Below are 23819 nucleotides of genomic sequence, written 5' to 3'. Positions count from 1 at the left end.
TCGTCATTTCGTGTCGAAGATGTAGTACATGCCCGGGTCGGTGCCCAGCTCCTCGTGCATGCGGAAGAACTGGTTCTCGGCGAGCAGCTGCGAGACGTTGCTGTTCGGGTCCTCGCGGTCGCCGAAGGCCAGCACGCCGGCGATGCAGGAGTTCACGCAGGCCGGCGTCACTTCCGGGTCGACGCCCGGGGTGAGGCCCTTCTCCTTGGCCAGGTCGACGCGGTCGCTGCAGAAGGTGCACTTGTTCGCCACCGACATGCGATTCGGGTCGAAGCGCGCCTCTTCCTGCTCGGTCGGGCGATCGCCGTAGGCGAACTCGCGCTTGTGCACGATGTAGCGCGCCTGGTAGGGGCAGGCCACGGCGCAGTAGCCGCAGCCGATGCACAGCTCGTAATTGATGCCGACCAGGCCGTCGGCGCGCTGGTAGGTGGCGGTCGACGGGCAGACGTGCATGCAGGGCGGATCGCCGCAGTGCATGCAGCCGACCGGCACGAAGCTGCGGCGCACGTCGGGGAACTCGCCGCTCTCGATGTCGAGCACCTTGCGCCATTGCACGCCGGGCGGCGTGGCGTTGGCGTGTCGGCAGGCGGCCGTGCAGGTCTGGCAGCCGATGCAGCGGCGCAGGTCGACGGTCATGATGTAGCGGGCCATTACGCAGCCTCCAGTTTCTTCACGCCTACCCGCACCAGATCGGCGGCGGAGCCGGTGGCGTCGGTGAGGGCGATGTTCATCGGCGTCAGTCCGTTCATCGACGGCGCCTTCATGTCCTTGGCGTAGGGCGTCACCCAGTGGTCGAACTGGCCGATCATCAGCAGCGTGTCGGGGCGGATGCCCTGGCGCAGGATGGCCGGGCCCTTGGTCGACTTGAGGTAGGAGGTCACTTCGACCATGTCGCCCTCGGCGATGCCCAGCTCCTGCGCGCGCTGCGTGTTGATGACGACGCCGCCGTGGCCGCGCAGGTTGCCGCCGACCTCGTCCATCAGCTGGATGCCGACGTTGCTGCCCCAGGCGTACTGCATGCTGCGCGAGGTGATCAGCCAGAAGGGGTAATCGGCGAGGTTGCCGTGCGCGGCGGTGTCCTTCTCCCAGACGCCCGGGAAATCCTTGATCGGGGGCAGCGCCTGGTACTCGGTGAGCTGCGTGTCCCACCATTCGATGCCGTTCTCGTGCAGGCGGCGGCCGAGCTGGATGCCGATGCGCAGGAGCTGCTCCTGGTAGGGCAGCTCGAAGCGGATGCCCTGTTTCTTCAGCTCGGGGAAGAGATACCAGGTCAGGCGCGAGATGGGCCGCGTGCGCAGTCCCTTCTCCTTGTACCAGTCGAGGCCGTCCGTCTCCCTGCCGTCGGTCAGCTCGGCGCTGGCGGCGCGGCAGGCGTGATCCCAGATGGTGGCGGCGTCGTGCTTCTTCTTCGGATCGAGCTTGAAGTCCCAGGTGTGGTTGGAGAGCACCACGCCGGCGGCGCCGCGGTTGATGGCCTCGTTGTACTCGCTCAGCAGGCCGGTGCGCTCGGCCAGTTCGGTGGCGATGTCGGTGAAGTCCCGGGTCTGCCCCTGCGGCGCGACGGCGGGCTGGCGCAGCACGTAGCCCTCGTGGTCCCAGAACTGCTCCATGAACTTGGTGCCGCCGACGCGCAGGAGCTGGGTGCTCTCGATGTCGGTGCACTCGGGCAGCAGCACGTCGGCCATGTGGTTGGTCTCGTCGCGCGTATAGGCGAAGGCGACGATGAAGGGGAATTCCGCCACGCGCTCGACAATGGCCTGCGTGTCCCAGAAGGAGATCGACGGATTGGTGCGGTAGCAGAACCAGATGGCGGGCGCGGTGACCTTGGGCCAGTTCTCCGGCGACTGCTTGCGGAACATCCAGGCGAGGTGGGTCGGGCCGAGCGCCGTGCTCCAGGGCGAGTTGGCGGACAACGGCACCAGCGTGCTGTGCGCGTTGCGCACCGCCGGTTCCTTGCGCCAGGTGTCCTTGGCGGTCGGGTTCATGGGGAAATGCATGAAGCCGTCCTCGCCCTTCTTGACGCTGGCCTGGCGCGAGGTGGCCGGCCGGTTCAGGCGCACCGTGGTGCCGAGCGTGCCGCCCGGCACTTCCAGGCCGCCGACGAGGCAGGCGATCAGGGTGCGCGCCCAGCAGCATTCGTAGCCGCCCCAGCCGTTGGTGACGGTCTTGCCCAGCGCGATGGCCACCGGCCGGAAGGGCAGCGTGACGCCCTCGATCTCGATGGTCTCGCCGATGCGGGCATGGTCGAGGTATTCGTTGGCGATGCGGCGCACCGTGCCGGGGCGGATGTCGCAAAGCTTGTCGGCCCACTCCGGCGTATAGGGCTTCATGTGGGCGACCAGCATGCCGAAGCCGGTCTCGGCGGCGATGCCCCGGTGCTGCCATTCCTCGCCGTCGGCGCCGACTTCCAGCGCATCCAGCGTGAAGCTGCCTTCCAGCGCCGGATCGGTGTCGGGCGTGTCGAAGGGCACGGCGGCGTTGCGCCTGGCGTCCCACAGCAGCGGCTTCTTCGTGGCGGGATCGCGCAGGTAGAAACCGTGCGGCCCGACCAGGTAGGGCGAGCCGGTGTGGTGCTTGAGGAAATCGACGTCGAGGCGCGTGCGCGGCTGCTCGTGCAGCATGACGTGGATGAGGCCGTAGAGGAAGGCCGGGTCGGTCTTCGGCTTGATCGGCACCCATTCCGCCGAGGCGGCGCCGGTGACGGAAATGTGCGGCTCGAGCTGCACGCGCTTCATGCCGCGGGCGCGCGCCTCGCCGTGGCGCCAGGTGCCGGCGACGCCGGCCGAGGCTTCCGAGTTGGCGCCGAAGGACAGCATGTATTCGCAGCTCGGCGTGTCGGCCGAGACGGTGAAGGCGCGGTGCCACAGCTCGCCGTAGAGGTGCTCGGAGTGATAGCACTTGACGCCCTGGCCGCTGCCGAAGCTGAAGTCCACCGGGCCCCAGGCCGAGAGAAAGGCCGGGAAGGTGCCCATGTAGTAGGTCGGCGTGCCGCCGCCGCCGAAGCTGGCCGCCACGCGCGGGTAGCCGACCTCGTCGATAAGCCCCTTGGCGCGGACCTCGTTGAGTTTGCCGGCGACGAGTTCGAAGGCTTCGTCCCAGGAGATCGGCACGAAGCCGGGTTCCTCGTGGCGCCCCTTCTTCGGGTTGGTGCGCTTCATCGGCTGCAGCACCCGGTTCGGGTTGTAGGTCTTCTGGATGATGCCGTAGGCCTTGACGCAGCACTTGCCGGCGCCGGGATGCACGTCGCAGGCGGAGAAGTTCGGCTCGACCTCGGTGGCGACACCGTCCTCGACCTTGACGGTGAGGAGATCGGGGCCCGCCACGCACTGGTAGCAGTACTGCGGCACCTTCCTGACGTTCTTGGCGGCGGCCATGGTCAGGCGGCCCGTCCGGGCATCGTGATACGCCATGTCATGGCCACGGCGTGAAGAATGCTTTTCATCGACTCCTCCTTGGCGCGGCCGCCGCCTCAATGCCGGTCGCCGCGGGATGCTCTTTTTGATGATTCATATTATGGATCATTTTTAATTTTTTTTGTATCGTTTTTGAAGACGAGCCAGTCCTTCGGTTGACGTGGATCAAACCCCCGCCCGAATGGCCGCGAAGCCCCGGCGGCCTGGGGTAAACTGTTGAAAATGGGAAACAAAGAAGCACCGCAGGAAACCTGGGAGGCGATCGAGGCGGCCAGCCGCGGGGAACTCGCCGCCCTGCAACTGGAACGCCTGAAGTGGTCTCTGGCGCACGCCTGGCGGAACGTGGCGCCCCTCCGCCGCAAGTTCGAGCGCGCCGGGGCGCATCCGGACGACCTGAAATCCCTGTCCGACCTGGCGAAATTCCCGTTCGCCACCAAGCAGGACCTGCGCGAGGCCTATCCCTTCGGCCTGTTCGCCGTGCCGCGCGAGCGGATCGCCCGCCTGCACGCCTCGAGCGGCACCACCGGCAGGCCGACGGTCGTCGGGTATACCCGGGCCGACCTCGACCTGTGGGCGAACGTCATGGCGCGCTCGATCTTCGCCGCCGGCGGCCGGCCGGGCGACCTGCTGCACAACACCTACGGCTACGGCCTGTTCACCGGCGGGCTGGGCTTCCATTACGGCGCCGAGCGCCTCGGCTGCACCGTCATCCCGATGTCGGGCGGCCAGACCGAGAAGCAGGTGCAGTTGATCGCCGACTTCAAGCCGAGGATCGTCTGCTGCACGCCCTCCTACCTGCTGACCCTGGCCGACGGCTTCGCCGAGCAGGGCATCGACCCCGCCGCGACCAGCCTGAAGCTGGCGCTGGCCGGCGGCGAGCCGTGCACGCGCGAGATGCGCACCGCCATCGAGGCGCGCCTGAACCTGGACGTCGTCGAGTGCTACGGCCTGTCGGAGATCATCGGCCCGGGCGTGGCGATGGAGTGCCTGGAGACGAAGGACGGCCTGACGATCTGGGAGGACCACTTCTACCCCGAGATCATCGACCCGGCGACGGGCGAGGTGCTGCCCGATGGTGAATTCGGCGAGCTGGTCATCACCTCGCTCACCAAGGAAGCGCTGCCGATGATCCGCTACCGCACGCGCGACCTGACCCGGCTCCTGCCCGGCACGGCGCGGACGATGCGGCGGCTGGACAAGCTGGCCGGCCGCTCGGACGACATGCTGATCATCCGCGGCGTAAACGTCTTCCCGAGCCAGATCGAGGAACTGATCCTGAAGAGCCCCGCCCTCGCCCCGCACTACGTCATCGAGGTGACGCGGCCGCAGCACCTGGACGAGATCGAGGTGCAGGTGGAAATGCAGGCCGAGGCGGCGGGCGAGGACGCCCGGCGGCAGGCCGCCGCCGGGCTGCAGCACCACATCAAGTCCTACATCGGGATTTCCGCCCGCGTACGCGTGGTGCCGGCCGCGAGCATCGAGCGCTCGGTCGGCAAGGCGCGGCGGGTGGTGGACAAGCGGCCGAAGTAGGCCGCCCGCCCCTGGCGCCTCAGGCGCCGGCGGCCTTCGCCTGCTTGGCCTTCAGGCGCTGCGCAGTCTTCTCCAGGCCGACGACGAAGCGGCTGTGCTTGCCGCGCGCCACCTCTTCCACCGCGTCGCGCGCGGAAAACTCGAAGGTGACGGCCGGGCCGTTCACTTCCGTCAGCGTGACGGTGATCTCCACCCACATGCCGAGCAGCGTGGCGCCGACGTGGTCGAACTCGACGCGGGTGCCGACGGAGTCCTTGCCCTCGCCGACGTGCGGCAGGATCAGCTCGCGGCAGGCCACCTCGACGTCGTAGAGCAGGCTCGGCGTGGAATACACGCGCAGGTCCTCGCCCATGAAGCCGATGGTGCGGGGCGTGTCGACGGTGATGCGGACGGTGGCGGTGAGTCCGGGTTTCAGCGTTTCGCTCATATGGATTTCCTCGGTTAAAAGTCAGTCCCGCCGGGACGGCGGCGTTGCAGTGATTCGGCGTTGAGGCGCGCTTCGACATAGCGCACCAGCGCCCTGGTGCCGCGGGCGCAGTTGCGGAAGACGCAGACGCCGCGGTCCATCAGGCCGGCCGTCATGGCGTCGTAGAGCTTGCCGCCGTCGACGATGCCGATCACCGGCTTGTCGTTGCGCTCGACCAGCGCCGGCATCAGGTTGACGGTGCTCTTCGGGCTGGCGATGTCGTGGCCGGGGCGCAGCTTGCTTTCCTCCAGGGCGCACACCGCCGGCGCGGTCGGGTCGAGGCCGACCACCACCGCGTCGATGTTCGGGTCCTGCAGGAATGCCTCGCTGATCTGCAGGTGCGCCTCGTCGTCGGCGCCCGGGTTGATGTCGAGCGGGTTCCTCACCTCGACCAGCTGGTCGAGCTTCTTGGCGACGAGGATCTCCTCGATCTTCTTCACCGTGGCGTCCTCCAGCGCGCCCATCTCCAGGGCGAAGCTGTCGGACTCGATGCTGTCGGCCATGCCGACCGCCTCGAAGCCGGCACCGCTGATGGCACCGATGCGGCGGCCGCCGATCTTCTTGTGCTGCAGCGCGCCGGCGATGTAGAAGAGGTCGTCGAAGGTGTTGAAGTCCTCGGCGACGATGGCGCCGGCGTGGCGCACCACCGATTCGAACAGCGTCAGCCCGCCGGCGATGGACGCGGTGTGGCCCATCACGCCGCCCTGTCCCGGCGCCGTCTTGCCGGACTTGTAGACGACGATCTGCTTGCCGTTGAGCACGGCCTTCCTCACCGCTTTCGCGAACTGCAGGCCGTCGAGGTCCTTGAAGCCCTCGATGTAGATGCCAAGGGTTTCGATGCCGGGCAGTTCGGCGAAATAGCCGAGCATGTCGCCGTGGGTGAGGTCGGTCTGGTTGCCCAGCGCCAGCATGTAGGCCGGGTCCAGCCAGGGATTCTGCGACAGGCGCGTGATCATGAAGGCGCCGCTCTGCGAGAGCATCACCGAGTCGCGCACCGGCTTTTTCTTCGGCTTCGGCAGGCGTTCGAGCGGGATGAACCAGGAGTCGTAGGCGCCGGGATGCGAGACCACGCCGAGGCAGTTGGCGCCAAGGAAGATCGGGCCGCCGCCGGGCTTGCCGTGGGCGGCATTGATGCGCGCCGCCAGGGCGGCGGCCGGCTCGCGGCTCTTCCTGGTTTCGCCCAGGCTGCCGGGGATGAGCATCACCGCCTCCACCGCATCCGACTCGATGATCTCGTCGACCAGCTCGTACACCGCGCTGGCGGCCACCGCGACGATGAGCAGGTCCAGCTTGCCGTCCAGCGCCTTGAGGCCCTCGACGCATTTCACGCCGTCGATCTCGGCCTCGCCCGGCTTGAGGACCAGCAGTTGCTCCTTCGGATAGCCGCTGCCCATCAGGTTGCGCAGGATGATGCGGCCGAAGTTCATGCTGGTGCCGGAGACGCCGATGACGCCGATGCGCTTCGGATGGATCAGCTTGTCGATCTTCTCGACCGGGCGCGGCAGGCGGCCGGGCTGCGGCGCGCCGAAGGCGCATTCCGCGGCGCGCGCGACGATGCCGGCGGCGACCTGGAGCGGATTCAGTTCGAGCGATTGCAGCACGAAGGGCGCATCGGGATTGCCCGGCGCGAAGGCCTTCGCCAGCGCCAGCAGCTGCGCGAAGCAGGCCTTCAGCGCCGCGTCCGGCGCGGCGGCGCCGGCACGGCGCGCGACGGCGGCGAGTTTCTGGTACGCCAGGGTGCGCCGGAACAGGTCGAGGAAGTCCTCGGCGTCGGTCAGCGCCGCGGCGGCATACACGGAGGCGCGGTCGCGGCGGAAATTGCCCTCGTCGAGCTCGGCCTCCAGCCCGCCCAGGCCGGCGCTGAGGACCATGCCGAACTCGCGCGTGTTGTTCAGGCTGATGCGGATATCGACCGCACCGGCCGGCGCGGCGGCATCGAGGGCCAGGCCGAGGCTGCCGAGGAGCGTCTTCACTTCGGCGGCGTCCAGGTTGCCGCGGCCCTGCGCCGCGGCCTTGCGGAACAGCTCCGCCGCAATGGATGTTGATGGGTTGCTCACGTTACCGTCCCCTTAGGTGAATCACGACAAGGACGCGGCAGTGGTGGTTTTTCTATGGGCCGCGACCGGACGGACCACTATATCAGATACAGATTTGATAGAAAATTGTTTAGAGCTGTATCAGTTGATCTCCATCAAGAGAGACCGGTTCCGCCATCCAGCGCATCCGGTCCGATCTGCGCCGCCCGCTCCACGCCGAGCAGCGTCATCGTCACCTCCAGCTCGCGCTTGAGCAGGGCCAGCACCTCGGCGACCCCCTGCTCCCCTTTCGCGGCGAGACCATAGGCCCAGGGCCGGCCGAGCATGACCGCCTTCGCACCCAGCGCAAGCGCCTTGGCGACGTCCTGGCCGCTGCGGATGCCGCCGTCCATCAGGACCTCCAGCCGGTCGCCGACGGCGTCGACCACGCGCGGCAGCACCGAAATGGCGGAGGGCGCGCCGTCGAGCTGGCGGCCGCCATGGTTGGAGACCACCACGCCGCTGGCGCCGATGTCGGCGGCGGCGCGCGCATCGTCGACGTCGAGCACGCCCTTGATGACGATGTTCCCCGGCCACTGCTCGCGCAGCCAGCCGAGGTCATGCCACGTGATGGCGGGATCGAACTGGGCGTCGACCCAGACTTTCATCGCCTCGAGGCTGCGCGCCGAGGGCACGGCCTTGGCCAGGTTGCCGAAGGTGAGCGGCTTGCCGCCGATGGGCACGTCGAGCAGCCAGCCGGCGTGGCGCGCGATCTCCCAGGCCTTCGCCAGCCGGTCGGCAAATCCCGAGCCGCCGGTCATGCCGTTCCTCACGTCGCGGTAGCGCGTGGCGAACACCGGCAGGTCGACGGTGAACACCAGCGTGGTGCAGCCGGCGGCCCGGGCGCGCGCGAGCAGCTCGGCGGCGTAGCCGCGGTCGCGGATGACATAGAGCTGGAACCAGAACGGCGCCGTGCCGGCGGCACTGACTTCCTCGATGGAGCAGATGGAGACGGTGCTGAGGCAGAACGGCACGCCGGCGGCCTTCGCCGCGCGCGCCGCCTGCACCTCGCCGCGTCGGGCGTAGAGGCCGGCGAGGCCGACCGGGCCGAGGATCACCGGCTGGGCGAGCTTCTGGCCGAGGACTGTGGCCGAGGTATCGATCTGGCTCGCGCCGCGCAGGACGCGCTGGTGCAGCCTGAGCGCGTCGAGGTCGCTGCGGTTGGCGGCCAGCGTCAGCTCGTTGTAGGCGCCGCCGTCGATGTAGTCGAAGAAGGGCCGCGGCAGGCGCCGCTGCGCCAGCAGGCGGTAGTCGGAAACGGATGCGGGAACCGTCATGGGAGGCCTCGCGCGGTGAAGACCGCCCGATTATCCCATGGCGGGCGGTCTCAGGCCGGCGTGGCGGTCAGCCTGAGGAACTTCTCGTGCAGCTGCTCCTTGCTCTCGGCATGCTTCGGGTCGGCGACGATGCTGTCGACCGGGCAGACGGCGACGCATTGCGACTCGTCGTAGTGGCCGACGCATTCGGTGCACTTCGCCGCGTCGATGACGTAGATCTCCTCGCCCTGCGAAATGGCGCCGTTGGGGCACTCCGGCTCGCACACGTCGCAGTTGATGCATTCGTCGGTGATCATCAAGGCCATTTTTCTGACTCTCCTTAAGCGATGGTCCAGGTGTCGCCGCTGTTGAACAGCGCGGCGAGGTCGCCCTGCCCGCGGCGGGCGCGGGCGTCGGCATGCAGTTGTTCGTTCAGCTCCTCGTAGCTCGGCTGGCTCACGGCGCGGAAGACGCCGAGCGGCACGGGAAACGCCGGCGTGTCGAACTGCGACAGGAAGAAGGCCAGACCGCTGTGTTCGGCCGCCTCGTCGTGCACGACCAGTTCGGCCTCGGTGACGCCGTTCTCGCCGACGGTGACGACTTCCGGCTCGAGGCCGCGCAGGCGCACGCCCTTGTCCTTGTTCTTGCCGAAGACCAGCGGCTTGCCGTGCTCGAGCAGCAGGCGGGCATCGTCGCGCACGCTCTTGTCGGTGATGGCCTCGTAGGCGCCGTCGTTGAAGACGATGCAGTTCTGGAAGATCTCGACGAAGGCGGTGCCCTTGTGCTCGGCGGCGCGCTTGAGCACCTGCGCCATGTGCGCCTGGTCGGCGTCCACGGTGCGGGCAACGAAGGTGGCGCCGGCGCCCAGTGCCAGAGCCACCGGGCTGAACGGCCGGTCGATGTTGCCGAGCGGCGTGGTCTTGGTCTTCTTGCCCATCTCCGAGGTCGGCGAATACTGGCCCTTGGTCAGGCCGTAGATGCGGTTGTTGAGCAGGATGATCTTCAGGTCGATGTTGCGGCGCATGGCGTGGATGAAGTGGTTGCCGCCGATGGCGAGCGCGTCGCCGTCGCCGGTCACCACCCACACCGAGAGCTCCGGCCGCGCCAGCTTGAGGCCACTGGCGATGGCCGGCGCGCGACCGTGGATGCTGTGCATGCCGTAGGTTTCCATGTAGTAGGGAAACCGGCTGGAGCAGCCGATGCCGGAGATGAAGGCGAAGTTCTCGCGCGGAATGCCGAGCTGCGGCATCAGCTTCTGGATCTGCGCCAGCACGGCGTAGTCGCCGCAGCCGGGGCACCAGCGCACGTCCTGGTTGGATTCGAAGTCCTTCTTGGTCAGGGTTGCCATGTCGTTCATTTCGCCCCCTTCTTGCACAGTTCGACGATGCGGTCGTGGATCTCGGACACCTTGAACGGCTTGCCCTGCACCTTGTTGAGCTGCTCGACGCCGATCAGGTAGCGCTCGCGCAGGATGCGGGCGAGCTGGCCGAGGTTCATCTCCGGCACCAGCACCGTCTTGTAGCGCTTGAGGATGTCGCCGAGGTCTGGCGGCAGCGGATTCAGGTGGCGCAGGTGCACGTGGGCAACCGACAGTCCCTGCGCGGCGGCCTGCTCGCGCGCCTGCACGATGGAGCCGTAGGTGCTGCCCCAGCCGACGATGAGCAGGTCGCCGCCGTCCGGGCCCTCCACCGTGAGCGGCGGAATGTCCTTCGCGATGCCCTCGACCTTGGCGGCGCGCACCTCGACCATGCGCTGGTGGTTCACCGGATCGTGGGAGATGTCGCCGGTGAGGAAGTCCTTCTCCAGGCCGCCGACGCGGTGCTCGAGGCCGGGCGTGCCGGGGCGCACCCAGGCGCGGGCGAGATTGCCGTCGCGGGCGTAGGCCTGGAAGCCCTCGGGGGCGCTGCGGAACTTCACCTCGAGCTTCGGCAGCGAGGCCGGATCGGGGATGCGCCAGGGCTCGGCGGCGTTGCCGATGCCGCCGTCGGAGAGGAAGATCACCGGCGTCATGTACTTCACGGCGAGGCGGAAAGCCTCGATGGCGCAGTCGAAGCAGTCGGCCGGAGAATGGGCGGCGATCACCGGGATCGGGCATTCACCGTTGCGGCCGTACACCGCCTGCAGCAGATCGGATTGCTCGATCTTGGTCGGCAGGCCGGTCGACGGGCCGCCGCGCTGCACGTTCACGATCACCAGCGGCAGCTCGAGCATCACGGCCAGGCCGAGCGCCTCGGTCTTCAGCGCCATGCCGGGGCCCGAGGTGGTGGTCATGCCGAGCACGCCGCCGTAGGCCGCGCCGATCGCCGAGCAGATGCCGGCGATCTCGTCCTCGGCCTGGAAGGTGGCGACGTTGAAGTGCTTCAGCGCCGACAACTCGTGCAGGATGTCGGTGGCCGGGGTGATCGGGTAGGAGCCGAGGAACAGCGGCACGCCGGCAAGCTCAGAGGCGGCGACGAAGCCGAGGGCCGCGGCATGATTGCCGGTCAGGCTGCGGTAGGTGCCCGGTGCGATGTCGGCCGTGCGCACCTTGTAGTTGGTGATGAACATCTCGGTGGCGTCGGCATAGGCGTAGCCGGCGCGCAGCGCCAGCACGTTGGCCTCGGCGATCTCGGGCTTCTTGGCGAACTTGCGCCGGATGTCTTCCTCCTCCTTCTCCAGCGGGCGGCTGTAAAGGGAGAGCATCAGGCCCAGCGCGTAGTAGTTCTTGCAGCGGCCGATCTCTTTCTTCGAGAGCCCGGACGCCTTCAGGGCGTGGGCGGTCAGCTCCGAAATGTCGATCTTGTAGAGACGGTAGTCGCCCAGGCTGCCGTCGTCGAGGGGATTGCTCTTGTAGCCGGCCTTGGCGAGATTGTTGTCGGTGAAGGCGCCGCTGTTGGCGATGATGATGCCGCCGCGCTTGACGTCGGACAGGTTGGTCTTCAGTGCCGCCGGGTTCATGGCCACCAGCACGTCGGGCGCGTCGCCGGAGGTGAACACCTGGCGCGAGGCGAACTGGATCTGGTAGCCGGAGACGCCGAACAGGGTGCCGGTCGGAGCGCGGATCTCGGAGGGATAGTCCGGGTGGGTGGCGAAATCGTGGCCCGCCTTGGCGATGGCCCGCGAGAACTCGTTGCCGGTCAGCTGCATGCCGTCGCCGGAATCCCCGACGAAACGGATGACGACGCTGTCCAGCTCCTCCACCGGGCGGGCTGGCGCGCCCCGCTTTTCCGCTGCTTCTGCCGATGCTGCCGCTGCTGACATGACTCCTCCCGCGACTCGAATGACCGAACTTTACCGCACTTCCCGGCAACATTATAATTTGGCTGCAAACAATTTGTCATCCACCGTTTTTTGACCTGGATCAAATATGTCGCGGATTGCCGGTACTAGACTGTCCGGCATCAAAGGCTAGGAGGCTTTCATGGGCATTCGCGACCTGGTGGGCCGGCTCTGCGGCCGGCTCCACGACACCCCCCAGTACCCGACCCAGGGCGCCACCCTGTTCGTGGACCTGGAACGCCGGGAAACCCGCCGCAAGTACTTGCCGGCCGAGGTGCTGACGCACTTCCTCGGCGGCCGCGGCGCCAACATGTGGCTGCTCTACAACCTGCTGCAGGAGGAGAAGGATGCCCTCGACCCGGAAGTGCCGCTGGTCTTCGGCGCCGGCGTGCTGACCAGCGTGATGCCCTCGGCCACGCGCGGCAACTTCACCAGCAAGTCGCCCGACTCCTACGCCATTCTCGACGCCAACGGCGGCGACTACTTCCCGGCCTTCCTCAAGCGGCACGGTTACGATCATCTGGTCCTGTACGGCAAGGCGGCGCAACTCACGCTGCTGCGCATCGCCCACGAGGAAGCCACCTTCCACGACGCCACGCCCTATGCAGGGCTGAACAACCTCGACACGGCAGCCGCCGTCGAGCGCGACTTCGCCTGCAAGGAGCGCAAGGACATGGCACTCGCCCGCATCACCAGCGCCGGCGAGAACCTGGTGCGCTGCTCCGGCATCATGGGCGGCATCAAGTCGATCTGGGCGCGCGGCGGCGGCGGCGCCAAGATGGGCGCACTCGGCCTCAAGGCCATCATGGTGCACGGCAAGCCGCCCGAGGCGCCCCTGCCGGCCGACGTCAAGGCGCAGAACAAGGCCATCGGCAAGAAGATCACCGGCACCTCTGTGATCAAGAACGCGCTGAAGATGGTCGGCACGCCCTTCCTCTACAAGCCGAGCCGGGTGCTCGGCGCGATGGGCACCAAGAACAACCAGGAGACCACCTGGTACGAGACGCTCGACGCCGACAACTTCGACGTCTACCGCCCCGGCATGGACGGCTGCTTCAAGTGCCCGGTGCACTGCCGCAACCTGAACGACATGACGCCCGAGGGCAAGGGCGGCTGGGGCGCCCACGCCCTGAAGGGCCTGAAGGGCAACGCCAGCTACGACAAGGCGCAGGCCGACGTCGAGCACGAGCGGCAGAAGACCTACAACGGCATCCATGGCGACGGCAAGTTCGACCGCTACGACAAGGGCGACGGCCCGGAGTACGTCACGGTCGGCAAGTTCGGCCCGAACATCGGCATCAGGGAGCCGGAGCACGTCCTGCGCCTGAACAACATCCTCAACGACCTCGGTCTGGACTCGGCCAGCACCGGCAGCGCCATCGCCTGGGCCATGGAGCTCTGGCAGCGCGGCATCATCACCGCCAAGGACACCGGCGGGCTGGACCTCTCCTGGGGCAGCTACGAGACGGTCGAGAAACTCCTGTTCATGACGGCTGCCCGCGAGGGTTTCGGCAACGTCATCGCCGACTCGGCGCGCGCCGTGGACCTCGGCCACTACCCGCGGGAAGCGCTCAAGTACCGCATGGCGGTGAAGGGCCTGTTCCAGTCCGACCCGCACGATTCGCGCATCCTCAAGGCCTTCGCCCTCGGCCTCTCGGTGGCGACGCGCGGCATGGACCACCTGAGGAATCGCGTCACCCTTGAGATCAACGCCCGCATCAACGACGATCCGGCCTTCAAGACCGCCCTCTACGGCGGCGTGGTGGCGGCGCAGCCGAACGCCTACGAGGGCAAGGAATTCGCCGTGAGGAAATGCGAGAACACCTTCGCGGTGGGCGACTCGGTCGGCATGTGCCGCTTCGACACCAAGCTGTTCAACTCCCCCACCCTGCCCGACACGCAGGACTTCGCCGAGCAGGTGAACGCGCTCACCGGCACGAAGCTGGACGACGCGGCCATGGACGAGATCGGCCGCAACGTCACCGGACTCGAGCGCCTGCTCAACTTCCGCCTCGGCCTGCGCGGCAAGGACGACACCCTGCCGCCGCGCTGGTTCGAGGAAGGCAACACCTACGGCCCGTTCAAGGGCGAAAAGGTCGACCGGGAGAAGTTCGAGGCGATGAAGGGCCGCTTCTACGCCCTCACCGGCCTCAACGCCGAGGGCGTGCCGCAGCTCGAGTGGCACGAGAAGCTGGCGCAGGTGACGACCGGCTTTGCCGTGCGCGTGGAACTGCCGAACGACCTGCCCGGCGCGCCGGAGCATGCCATCGTGGTGGACGAGCCGGTGTCGAACGTGGTGGAGTTGCGCCAGACCCTGCGCCGCCGGCTGCCGGAGGCGGCCGACAAGCTCGGCGACCGCAACCTCAACGTGGCCGTGAACGGCGAGATGGTGCTGTCGGGAGAAAAGAGCGTCCCGCTCAGGAACGGCGACCGCGTGACGGTGTTCCCGATGATCGCCGGCGGTTGATGTGCCGCCGTACTGCGGGGACTGACTTTCCCCGCAGTGCCTTTAGAGGATGAACGCCGGCTTCATCTTCACTGGCAGCAGGCAGCCCTTGCGCGCACGGTGCAGGCGGTACTTCCCGACGTCCTTGCCGGCCACCTTGCACGGCACCGTCCTGCCGCCGCGGCCGATGCCCTCGACGACCACTCCGCTGCCGTCGTTCACCGCCACGCCGACCAGTTCCTCCTTGTCTTCGAGGCCCATGACCAGCACGCCGCGTCCGGCGGACTGACTTTTCATCTCGCTCGCGTCGAACATCAGCAGGCGGCCGTTTTCGGACACGGCGGCGATGGTGTTGCCGGCCGCCCTGGCCGGATGCAGCACGCGCTCGCCCGGCTCCAGGCTCATGAAGGACTTGCCGGCCTTCTGCCGCGAAACGAGGTCGCCGACCTTGGCGATGAAGCCGTAGCCGCCGGAATTGGCGAAGAGGTATTGCGCCTCGGGTTCGTCCGAAACCGCCGCGCTGACGCGGCCGCCGGCCTGCAGGTCGATCATGGTGGCGATCGGCACACCGTCGCCGCGCCCGCCGGGAAGATCGGAGACGCGCAGCGAATAGGCGCGGCCGTTCGAGTCGACGACGACCAGCGGCCAGGTGGTGCGCGTCTCGGCGAAAAAGAAGGGATAGTCGCCGGCCTTGTAGGCGATCGCAGTGCGGTCGAGACCGTGGCCGTCGCGGCGGCGCACCCAGCCGTTCTTCGACAGGATCACCGTCACCGGCTCGTCGGGCACCTGAATCTCGGCTGGCACCACCGGCGCCACCGCTTCGATCAGCGTGCGGCGGTCGTCGCCGTACTGCTTGGCGTCCTGCTCGATCTCCTTGAGCAGGAGCCTGGTCATCTCCTTGCGCTCGGAAAGCAGGAGTTTCAGCTTGCCCTGCTCCTCCTTCAGCTCGGCCAGTTCCTTCTCGATCTTGATGCCCTCCAGCCTCGCCAGCTGGCGCAGGCGGATCTCGAGGATGTCCTCGGCCTGGATCTCCGACAGGCCGAACTTCGCCATCAGGTCCGGCTTCGGCTCGTCGGAATTGCGGATGACCTTGATCACCTTGTCGATGCTGAGGAAGGCGATCATGCGGCCGTCGAGGATGTGGAGTCGGCGCTCCACCTCGCCCAGGCGGTGGCGCGAACGCCGTTCGACGGTGTCGTAACGGAAGGCGATCCACTCGGAAACAATCTGGACGAGGTTCTTCTGCTGCGGGCGGCCGTCGCGGCCGAGCATGGTGAAGTTGAGCGATACGTTGGTCTCCAGGCTGGTGTTGGCGAGCAGGATGTTCATCATCTCCTGCACGTCCTGGTTCTTCGACTTCGGCTCGAGGATCAGGCGCACCGGCTCCTTGTCGGTGGACTCGTCGCGCATCGTGTCGAGCACCGAGAGCAGCAACTGCTTGAGGTTCTTCTGCTCCTGCGAGACGTCCTTGCGCCCCTGCTTCGGCTGCGGGTTGGTGAGCGATTCGATCTCGGCGGCGATCTGAGCCGCGGAAACGCCGTGCGGCAGTTCCTGCACAACGATGCGCCACTGGCCGCGAGCGAGATCCTCGATGCGCCAGCGCGCGCGCATGCGCAGGCTGCCGCGCCCGCCGGTGTAGGCGTCCTCGATGTCCTTCGGCTGCGAGATGATCTGGCCGCCGCCGGGAAAGTCCGGCCCCTGCACATGGCCGAGCAGCTCGGCCACCGTCGCCTTCGGGTTGCGGATCAGGTGCACCGCTGCCGACGCCACCTCGCGCAGGTTGTGCGGCGGAATCTCCGTGGCCATGCCGACGGCGATGCCCGAGGCGCCGTTGAGCAGCACCATCGGCAGGCGCGCCGGCAGCAGCACCGGCTCGCGGAAGGCGCCGTCGTAGTTCGGCGCGAAGTCGACGGTGCCGCGGTCGAGCTCGCCGAGCAGCAGCTCGGCGATCGGCGTCAGACGCGCCTCGGTGTAGCGCATCGCCGCGGCGGCGTCGCCGTCACGCGAGCCGAAGTTGCCCTGGCCGTCGATGAGCGGGTAGCGCAGCGAGAAATCCTGCGCCACGCGCACCATGGCGTCGTACACGCTCTGGTCGCCGTGCGGATGGAACTTGCCGATGACGTCGCCGACGACGCGGGCGCTCTTCACCGGCTTGGCGCCAGCGCGCAGCCCCATCTCGTGCATGGCGTAGAGGATGCGCCGCTGCACCGGCTTCTGGCCGTCCTCGACGTGCGGCAGGGCACGGCCGGTGACCACGCTCATGGCATAAGTGAGGTAGGCGCGCTCGGCATAGAGGTCGAGCGGCAGGGCGTCGTCGTGCGGCCCAATCGCTGCCGGTGGCGGCGTAGAAGGTGGCAGATGCGCCGTGCCGCCGGGACTGACTTTCCCCGTTTCAAACAAATCCAGCGTTTCGTCGCCCATCAGACATCCGCCTCCACTTCGTTGCCCTTCTCTTCCATCCAGCCGCGGCGGCCGGCGGACTCGCCCTTGGCCATCAGCAGGGTGAACATCTTTCTCGTCTCCTCCTCGGCGCCCTCGCGCAGCACCACCGGCAGCACGCGCCGCGTGGCCGGGTCCATGGTGGTTTCGCGCAGCTGCTCGGGGTTCATCTCGCCGAGGCCCTTGAAGCGGCCGATTTCGACGGCGTCGGGATTGACGCCCTCCTTCTTCAGGCGGTCGCGGATCGCCTCCAGTTCGCCCTCGTCGAGCGCGTAGAGGCGCTTTGCGGGGCGCTTCTTGCCCGAGGCCGGCACGTCGACGCGGTAGAGCGGCGGCATGGCGATGTAGACGTGGCCGCGCGCGATCAGCCGAGGGAAATGCCGGTAGAACAGCGTCAGCAGCAGGGTCTGGATGTGGGCGCCGTCGACGTCGGCGTCGGACATGATGATGGCCTTGCCGTAGCGCAGGCGGTCGAGCACGGCATCCGGCGCGTCGGCGGGATGCGGATCGACGCCGAGCGCCACGGCGATGTCGTGGATCTCGGCGTTGGCGAAGAGGCGGTCGGCGTCGACCTCGAAGGCATTGAGCACCTTGCCGCGCAGCGGCAGGATGGCCTGGGTCTCCTTGTTGCGCGCCATCTTCGCCGAGCCGCCGGCGGAGTCACCCTCGACGAGGAACAGCTCGTTCTCGGCGATGGTCTCGCTCTCGCAGTCGGAGAGCTTGCCCGGCAGCACGGCGACGCCGGAGGACTTCTTCTTCTCCACCTTCTGCGCCGTGCGCAGGCGCGCCTCGGCCTGCTTGATGGCCAGCTGGGCGATGGCCTTGCCGGCATCGACGTGGTTGTTGAGCCAGATCTCGAGCGGGTCGCGGATCATCGCCGAGACCAGCTTGACCGCCTCGCGCGAGTTGAGCTTCTCCTTCACCTGCCCCTGGAACTGCGGGTCGAGGATGCGCGCGGAGAGGATGAAGCTCATGCGGCCGCAGACGTCCTCCTGCTGCAGCTTGATGCCGCGCGGCAGCAGGGCGTGGTGCTCGATGAAGGACTTCACCGCCTCGAAGGTGCCGGCGCGCAGGCCGGATTCGTGCGTGCCGCCCAGCGCCGTCGGAATCAGGTTGACGTAGGACTCGGCGCAGACCGGCTCGGCGAACCAGCCCAGCGCCCAGGCCGCACCCTCGCCCTCGGCGAAGGATTCGTCGTCGGCGGCCGCATATTTCTCGCCGGTATAGACCGGACACACCGCCTCGACGTCGGCGCCGGCCTCTTCGAGGTAGCCCTGCAGGCCGAGCGGATAGCGCCAGGTCTTGGCGCCCCCGCCCTGCTCGTTCTCCAGCGTCACGGACAACCCTGGCAACAGCACCGCCTTCGAGCGCAGCAGGCGCTCCAGCTCGGCCACCGGCAGCTTGGCCGACTCGAAGTATTTCGCGTCCGGCCAGGCGCGCACGCGCGTGCCGGTCTGGCGGCCGCAGGACTCGCCGACCGTCAGCTCGGAAACCTTCTCGCCGTTCTCTGAAAAGACGACATGGTGCGCCTTGCCGTCTCGCCGCACCTCGACCTCGACACGCGTCGACAGGGCATTGGTGACGGCCACGCCGACGCCGTGCAGGCCGCCGGAGAAGGCATAGGCCGACTGGCCCGACTTCTTGTCGAACTTGCCGCCGGCGTGCAGGCGCGTGAAGGCCAGCACCACCACCGGCACCTGCTCCTCCGGATGCGGTCCGACCGGGATGCCGCGACCGTCGTCGGCCACCGTTACGGAGCCGTCGGTGTGCAGCGTGACGTGAATGTTCTTCGCGAAGCCGGCAAGCGCTTCGTCGGCGGCGTTGTCGATGACCTCCTGGACGATGTGCATCGGCGAGTCGGTTCGGGTGTACATCCCCGGACGCTCGCGCACCGGCTCGAGGCCTTTCAGCACGCGGAAGGAGGATTCGTCGTAGGCGGCGTTATTCTTGCTCATCTCTGCGGTTCGGTTGTTCGAAGCGCGGCATCATGCCGCACAGCCTGGCTCAGGGGATGAGCCAAGCAGGCATTGTATAGGGAGGGAATGGGGTGGACGACGGGACTCGAACCCGCGACAACTGGAATCACAATCCAGGACTCTACCAACTGAGCTACGTCCACCACTGGGAAAGCCAGCGCGCCTTAAACTACGGTATGGCGCGCCCGGCGAGACTCGAACTCACAACCCCCGGCTTAGAAGGCCGGTGCTCTATCCGGTTGAGCTACGGGCGCCTGTCCCGCAGGGATCTCCTGCGGTCATCGATTCACGCCACTGCTGGTCGGGGTGAGAGGATTCGAACCTCCGACATCCTGGTCCCAAACCAGGCGCGCTACCGGGCTGCGCTACACCCCGAAGACGCGGCATTCTACTCGGGCACCCCCCATAGGTCAATCGAATCAAAGTGCTCGGAAGTTTTACTTGCGACCCCCCCGCATTTCTGATATTAAAGCGGCTTTTCCCGCAAATCCGGGTACGGAAAAATGGCTGAAGACATCCTCCACAAGCAGTTCCCGCCCTATGTCGCCAAAAAGGGCGAGGAGTACATGAACAACAAGCAGCTCAAGCACTTCCGCGTCATTCTGGAGTCGCTGAAGGACGAACTGCTGCAGGATATCGAGCGCACGGTGCACACCATGCAGGACGAGGCCACCGTCTTTGCCGACCCCAATGACCGCGCCAGCCAGGAATCCGACATCGCCCTGGAATTGCGCAACCGCGATCGCGAGCGCAAGCTGATCAAGAAGATCGACGAGGCCCTCGGCCGCATCGAGAACGGCGAGTACGGCTACTGCGACTCCTGCGGCGTGGAGATCGGGCTGAAGCGCCTGGAAGCCCGCCCCACCGCCACCCTCTGCATCGACTGCAAGACCCTCGAGGAACTGAGGGAGAAGCAAGTGGCCAAATAAAAGACGGCCGCGGGAAAACAAAAAAGGACGCCGAGGCGTCCTTTTTTGTTGCCCGCGACGCGCTTACTGCTGGGCAGACGCCTCTTCTGCGGCGGCCTTCATGGACAAACGCACACGGCCCTTCTCGTCGGCTTCCAGCACCTTGACACGAACCGCCTGGCCTTCCTTGAGATAGTCGGAGACCTGATTGACGCGCTCGTTGGCGATCTGCGAAATGTGCAGCAGACCGTCCTTGCCCGGCAGGATCTGCACAATGGCGCCGAAGTCGAGCAGGCGCAGCACGGTGCCGTCGTAGACCTTGCCGACTTCCACCTCGGCGGTGATGTCCTCGATGCGCTTCTTCGCCAGGGCACCGGCTTCGGCGCTGACGGAGGCGATGGTCACGGTACCGTCGTCGTTGATGTCGATGACGGTGCCAGTCTCTTCTGTGAGGGCGCGGATCACCGCGCCGCCCTTGCCGATCACGTCGCGGATCTTCTCCGGATTGATTTTCATGGTGATCAGGCGCGGCGCATAGGTGGAGATCTCGCTCGGCGCGTTCATCGACTGCTTCATCAGTCCGAGGATGTGCATGCGGGCCTCGTTGGCCTGCGTCAGGGCGACGTGCATGATTTCCTTGGTGATGCCCTGGATCTTGATGTCCATCTGCAGGGCGGTGACGCCGTTGTCGGTGCCGGCCACCTTGAAGTCCATGTCGCCAAGGTGGTCCTCGTCGCCGAGGATGTCGGTCAGCACGGCGAAGCGGTTGCCTTCCTTGATCAGGCCCATGGCGATGCCGGCCACATGGGCTTTCAAGGGCACGCCGGCATCCATCAGCGCCAGCGAGCCGCCGCAGACGGAGGCCATGGAACTGGAGCCGTTCGACTCGGTGATTTCCGAGACGACGCGCATGGTGTAGCTGAACTCCTCGGGGGACGGCAGCACCGCCAGCAGGGCGCGCTTGGCCAGGCGGCCGTGGCCGATCTCGCGGCGCTTCGGGCTGCCCACGCGGCCCGTCTCTCCGGTGGCGAACGGGGGCATGTTGTAATGGAGCATGAAGCGATCCCTCGATTCGCCCTGCAGGGCATCGATGATCTGCTCGTCGCGGCCGGTGCCCAGCGTGGCCACCACCAGCGCCTGCGTCTCGCCGCGCGTGAACAGGGAGGACCCATGGGTGCGCGGCAGCACGCCGTGGCGGATGGTGATCGGGCGCACGGTGCGTGTGTCGCGGCCGTCGATGCGCGGCTCGCCGTCGAGGATCTGGTTGCGGACGATCTTGGCTTCGAGTTCGAAGATCAGGTTGCCGACCGTCGTCGCGTCGGGCGCGCCCTCGCCGGTGCATAGGGCCTCGATGGTCTTCTTGGTCACTTCGCGGCACTTCACGGTACGCGCCTGCTTGCTGGTGATGCGATAGGCCTCGCGCAGCTCGGCCTCGGCCAGCTGGGAAACCCTGGCGATGAGCGCCTCGTCCTTGGCCGGCGGCTGCCAGTCCCACTCGGGCTTGCCGGCGACTTCCACCAGCTCGTTGATGGCGTTGATGGCGGCCTGCATCTGCTCGTGTCCATACACCACGGCACCAAGCATGACGTCCTCGGAGAGCTCCTGCGCCTCGGATTCGACCATCAGCACGGCAGACGCGGTGCCGGCGACGACGAGGTTGAGCTGACTGTCCTTCAACTGCGAGAGGCTCGGGCACAACACGTACTGGCCATTGATGTAGCCGACGCGTGCGGCGCCGATCGGGCCGTTGAAGGGAATGCCGGAGATGGCCAAGGCAGCGGAAACGCCGATCATGGCGGGAATGTCGGGATCGATCTCGGGGTTGCTCGACAGCACGGTGGCCACCACCTGCACGTCGTTGTAGAGGCCGTCCGGGAAGAGCGGACGGATCGGACGGTCGATCAGACGGGAGGTAAGGATTTCCTTTTCCGAGGGACGACCCTCGCGCTTGAAGAAGCCGCCGGGAATGCGCCCTGCGGCATAGACCTTCTCCATGTAATCGACGGTCAGCGGAAAGAAATCCTGGCCGGGCTTCGGCTCCTTGGCAGCGACGACGGTGGCGAGCACGACGGTCTCGTCCATATTGACCAACACGGCGCCGTGCGCCTGACGCGCGATCTCGCCGGTCTCCAGCGTGACGGTGTGCGCGCCGTAGGGAAAGCTTTTCTTGGTAGCAGTAAGCAAGGGATTATCCTTTCAATCAGCAAGGGGCGGACGCAACCGCCCCAGAAACGACGAAGCCGGCGCGCCCATCCTGGGCGTCGCCGGCGTATCGGGTCATGCCCGCGACAGCGTGGGGCACGTGCAACTCGCCGCGTTACTTGCGCAGGCCGAGGCGCTCGATCAGCGCACGATAGCTGTCGGCATTCGTGCGCTTCAGGTAATCGAGCAGTTTGCGACGCTGGCTCACCATGCGCAGCAGGCCGCGGCGCGAATGGTGATCCTTGACGTGTTCCTTGAAGTGACCGGTCAGGTCGTTGATGCGGTTGGTCAGCAGCGCGATCTGCACCTCGGGCGAGCCGGTGTCGCCTTGCGCACGCTGGAATTCGGCCACGACTTTGGCCTTGTCGGCGGTGGTAAATGCCATTTCGGTTTATCTCTCAAACGCAGTTGAAATCAGGTGCCGCCCCGGTTTGATAGAGCACTGCACCCCATATGGGCTTCATCCAAGCTTCGAATGAAGCCGCGCATTATACCCGCGCTCCTCTTCCGCGGCAATAAAAATCCCCTATTTTTCAAAGACGGATGCCACCAGCCGGGCCGGTGCAACCTGCCCATCCGGCACTGCCCGGCCGAGCCCGAGGAAGTGACCTTCAGCAGCATAGACCCGGCACTGTCCGGCGGGGTAATCCTGCCCCGCCCGCACCACCTGACCGTGGCTGAAGCGCAGGGCTGCGGCTTCATCCAGGTCCAGCCGGGGTAACGCCGCCAGAAGGGCATCCGCCGGTTGCAGAAGGCGTTTGCGGGACTCCGGCGGCAATGCCTCCAATGCCTCTAACGTGATCGCATCCTCCAGCTGCAGGTTGCCGATGCGGGTGCGCCGCAGGGAAACGAGGTGGCCGCCGCAACCGAGCGCATCGCCGATGTCCTGCGCAAGGGTACGCACATAGGTTCCTTTGCTGCAATCCACCTCGAAGTCAACTCGATCTGCATCGAAAGCACACAGATCTAACGCATGAATTGAGACGGCGCGCGGTGCGCGCTCGAGTTCGATTCCTTTGCGCGCATACTCGTAGAGGGGCCGCCCATCGCGCTTGAGGGCGGAATGCATGGGCGGAACCTGCTGGATGTCACCGCGGAAACGGGCCAGGACGGCCTCCACCTGCTCGCGCGTTACGGCCACCGGATGAGTTTCCAGCGCCAAGCCTTCGGCGTCAGCCGTGTCGGTGCGGATGCCGAGCCGGACTGTCGCGGCGTAACGCTTGTCGGCACCGAGCAGTTCTCCGGCGAACTTGGTTGCCTCGCCGAAGCAAATCGGCAGCAGGCCGGTAGCCATCGGATCAAGCGTACCGGTATGACCGGCCTTGGCGGCATTGAGCAGCCATTTGGCCTTCTGCAAGGCGGCGTTTGAAGTCATGCCGGCCGGCTTGTCGAGCAGCAGAACGCCGTCGATCCGATGACGCGGCGGTTTGCGGGGCTGGTTCATGGCGGGAGTGCCTTACCCCTGCGGGATCAGTCTTCGTGCTTGCGGTCGGAGGCGACGGCCTCGTCGATGAGGCGGGACAGGCGGTCTCCCCGCTCTACCGATTCGTCGAAGACGAAATGCAGTTCCGGCAAAGTGTGGATGCGGATGCGGCGGCCCAGTTCCCGCCGCAGGAAGCCGCTGGCGCGGCGCAGGCCGGCATCGATGCCCTGCCGCGCGGACGGATCGGCCAGTGTGGTATAGAAGACCTTGGCGTGGGCGTAATCCGGGGTCAGTTCGACGCCGGTGATGGTCACCAGGCCGACACGGGGGTCCTTAAGCTCCAGCCGGATCAGTTCAGCCAGTTCGCGCTGGACCTGCTCGGCGACACGGCTGCTGCGGGAGAACTCCTTCGGCATGGCCGGTGCTC

The 23819-nt window shown here is 66.9% G+C and carries 17 protein-coding genes and 3 tRNA genes; 3 read left to right on the top strand and 17 right to left on the bottom strand.

The window, feature by feature from the left end:
- Positions 1-3: 3 nt before the first annotated feature.
- Positions 4-651, bottom strand: coding sequence for a 4Fe-4S dicluster domain-containing protein (locus tag ROZ00_04085; GenBank protein ID MDT3735388.1), 648 nt, complete (start codon positions 649-651; stop codon positions 4-6).
- Entirely contained in the window at positions 651-3410 is a 2760-nt protein-coding gene (locus tag ROZ00_04080) for a molybdopterin-dependent oxidoreductase (protein MDT3735387.1), read from the bottom strand. Before ROZ00_04080 ends, ROZ00_04085 begins: the two co-directional genes overlap by 1 nt.
- 225 nt (positions 3411-3635) lie before the next feature.
- On the opposite strand from ROZ00_04080, the gene paaK reads away from it, so the two are divergent.
- Positions 3636-4943, top strand: coding sequence for a phenylacetate--CoA ligase PaaK (paaK, locus tag ROZ00_04075; protein ID MDT3735386.1), 1308 nt, complete (start codon positions 3636-3638; stop codon positions 4941-4943).
- Positions 4944-4962: 19 nt separating this feature from the next.
- Here the strand turns inward: paaK and ROZ00_04070 are convergent, their stop codons facing one another.
- The 6 genes from ROZ00_04070 to ROZ00_04045 form a co-directional block, all read right to left on the bottom strand.
- On the bottom strand, positions 4963-5370 hold the full coding sequence (locus ROZ00_04070; protein MDT3735385.1) for a hypothetical protein: 408 nt from the start codon (positions 5368-5370) through the stop codon (positions 4963-4965).
- Between the two features lie 14 nt (positions 5371-5384).
- Positions 5385-7466 (bottom strand): CoA-binding protein, encoded by a 2082-nt coding sequence (locus ROZ00_04065; GenBank protein MDT3735384.1) that lies wholly within the window; start codon positions 7464-7466, stop codon positions 5385-5387.
- A gap of 134 nt (positions 7467-7600) precedes the next feature.
- Positions 7601-8761, bottom strand: coding sequence for an L-lactate dehydrogenase (locus ROZ00_04060; GenBank protein MDT3735383.1), 1161 nt, complete (start codon positions 8759-8761; stop codon positions 7601-7603).
- 50 nt (positions 8762-8811) lie between these two features.
- Positions 8812-9066 carry a YfhL family 4Fe-4S dicluster ferredoxin gene (locus tag ROZ00_04055; GenBank protein ID MDT3735382.1) on the bottom strand — a complete coding sequence of 85 codons (255 nt, stop codon included), beginning with the start codon at positions 9064-9066 and terminating at the stop codon, positions 8812-8814.
- A gap of 14 nt (positions 9067-9080) precedes the next feature.
- The gene (locus tag ROZ00_04050) at positions 9081-10097 is read right to left on the bottom strand and encodes a 2-oxoacid:ferredoxin oxidoreductase subunit beta (protein MDT3735381.1); all 1017 of its coding nucleotides are present in this window, start codon (positions 10095-10097) and stop codon (positions 9081-9083) included.
- Complete coding sequence (locus ROZ00_04045) at positions 10094-11980, bottom strand: 2-oxoacid:acceptor oxidoreductase subunit alpha (GenBank protein ID MDT3735380.1); 1887 nt, start codon at positions 11978-11980, stop codon at positions 10094-10096. The genes ROZ00_04050 and ROZ00_04045 overlap by 4 nt, the downstream gene beginning before the upstream one ends.
- Positions 11981-12140: 160 nt before the next feature.
- Here ROZ00_04045 and ROZ00_04040 point away from each other — a divergent pair, with 160 nt between their 5' ends.
- On the top strand, positions 12141-14465 hold the full coding sequence (locus ROZ00_04040) for an aldehyde ferredoxin oxidoreductase C-terminal domain-containing protein (protein ID MDT3735379.1): 2325 nt from the start codon (positions 12141-12143) through the stop codon (positions 14463-14465).
- Between the two features lie 42 nt (positions 14466-14507).
- Here ROZ00_04040 and parC read toward each other — a convergent pair whose 3' ends face one another.
- The 5 genes from parC to ROZ00_04015 all read right to left on the bottom strand — a co-directional run bounded on the left by parC (position 14508) and on the right by ROZ00_04015 (position 19234).
- Complete coding sequence (gene parC / locus ROZ00_04035) at positions 14508-16865, bottom strand: DNA topoisomerase IV subunit A (protein MDT3735378.1); 2358 nt, start codon at positions 16863-16865, stop codon at positions 14508-14510.
- Complete coding sequence (locus ROZ00_04030; GenBank protein MDT3735377.1) at positions 16865-18838, bottom strand: DNA topoisomerase IV subunit B; 1974 nt, start codon at positions 18836-18838, stop codon at positions 16865-16867. Before ROZ00_04030 ends, parC begins: the two co-directional genes overlap by 1 nt.
- An 88-nt stretch (positions 18839-18926) precedes the next feature.
- Positions 18927-19002 (bottom strand) — tRNA-His (locus ROZ00_04025).
- A 34-nt stretch (positions 19003-19036) separates the two neighbouring features.
- A tRNA-Arg gene (locus tag ROZ00_04020) sits at positions 19037-19113 on the bottom strand.
- Positions 19114-19157: 44 nt separating this feature from the next.
- Positions 19158-19234: transfer RNA gene (locus ROZ00_04015), tRNA-Pro, on the bottom strand.
- Positions 19235-19362: 128 nt separating this feature from the next.
- On the opposite strand from ROZ00_04015, the gene dksA reads away from it, so the two are divergent.
- Positions 19363-19788 carry an RNA polymerase-binding protein DksA gene (gene dksA, locus ROZ00_04010; GenBank protein ID MDT3735376.1) on the top strand — a complete coding sequence of 142 codons (426 nt, stop codon included), beginning with the start codon at positions 19363-19365 and terminating at the stop codon, positions 19786-19788.
- Between the two features lie 63 nt (positions 19789-19851).
- On the opposite strand, the gene pnp is transcribed toward dksA, so the two are convergent.
- The 4 genes from pnp to rbfA all read right to left on the bottom strand — a co-directional run bounded on the left by pnp (position 19852) and on the right by rbfA (position 23808).
- Positions 19852-21951 (bottom strand): polyribonucleotide nucleotidyltransferase, encoded by a 2100-nt coding sequence (pnp, locus tag ROZ00_04005; GenBank protein MDT3735375.1) that lies wholly within the window; start codon positions 21949-21951, stop codon positions 19852-19854.
- Between the two features lie 133 nt (positions 21952-22084).
- Positions 22085-22354, bottom strand: coding sequence for a 30S ribosomal protein S15 (gene rpsO, locus ROZ00_04000; protein ID MDT3735374.1), 270 nt, complete (start codon positions 22352-22354; stop codon positions 22085-22087).
- 141 nt (positions 22355-22495) lie between these two features.
- Complete coding sequence (gene truB / locus ROZ00_03995) at positions 22496-23413, bottom strand: tRNA pseudouridine(55) synthase TruB (GenBank protein MDT3735373.1); 918 nt, start codon at positions 23411-23413, stop codon at positions 22496-22498.
- Between the two features lie 26 nt (positions 23414-23439).
- Positions 23440-23808 (bottom strand): 30S ribosome-binding factor RbfA, encoded by a 369-nt coding sequence (gene rbfA / locus ROZ00_03990; protein MDT3735372.1) that lies wholly within the window; start codon positions 23806-23808, stop codon positions 23440-23442.
- Positions 23809-23819: the final 11 nt, after the last annotated feature.

The organism is Denitratisoma sp. (assembly GCA_032027165.1).
Classification (GTDB): domain Bacteria; phylum Pseudomonadota; class Gammaproteobacteria; order Burkholderiales; family Rhodocyclaceae; genus Desulfobacillus.
The sequence above is the reverse complement of the archived record's forward strand: the minus strand, read 5'-3'. Positions and strand labels throughout refer to the sequence as shown.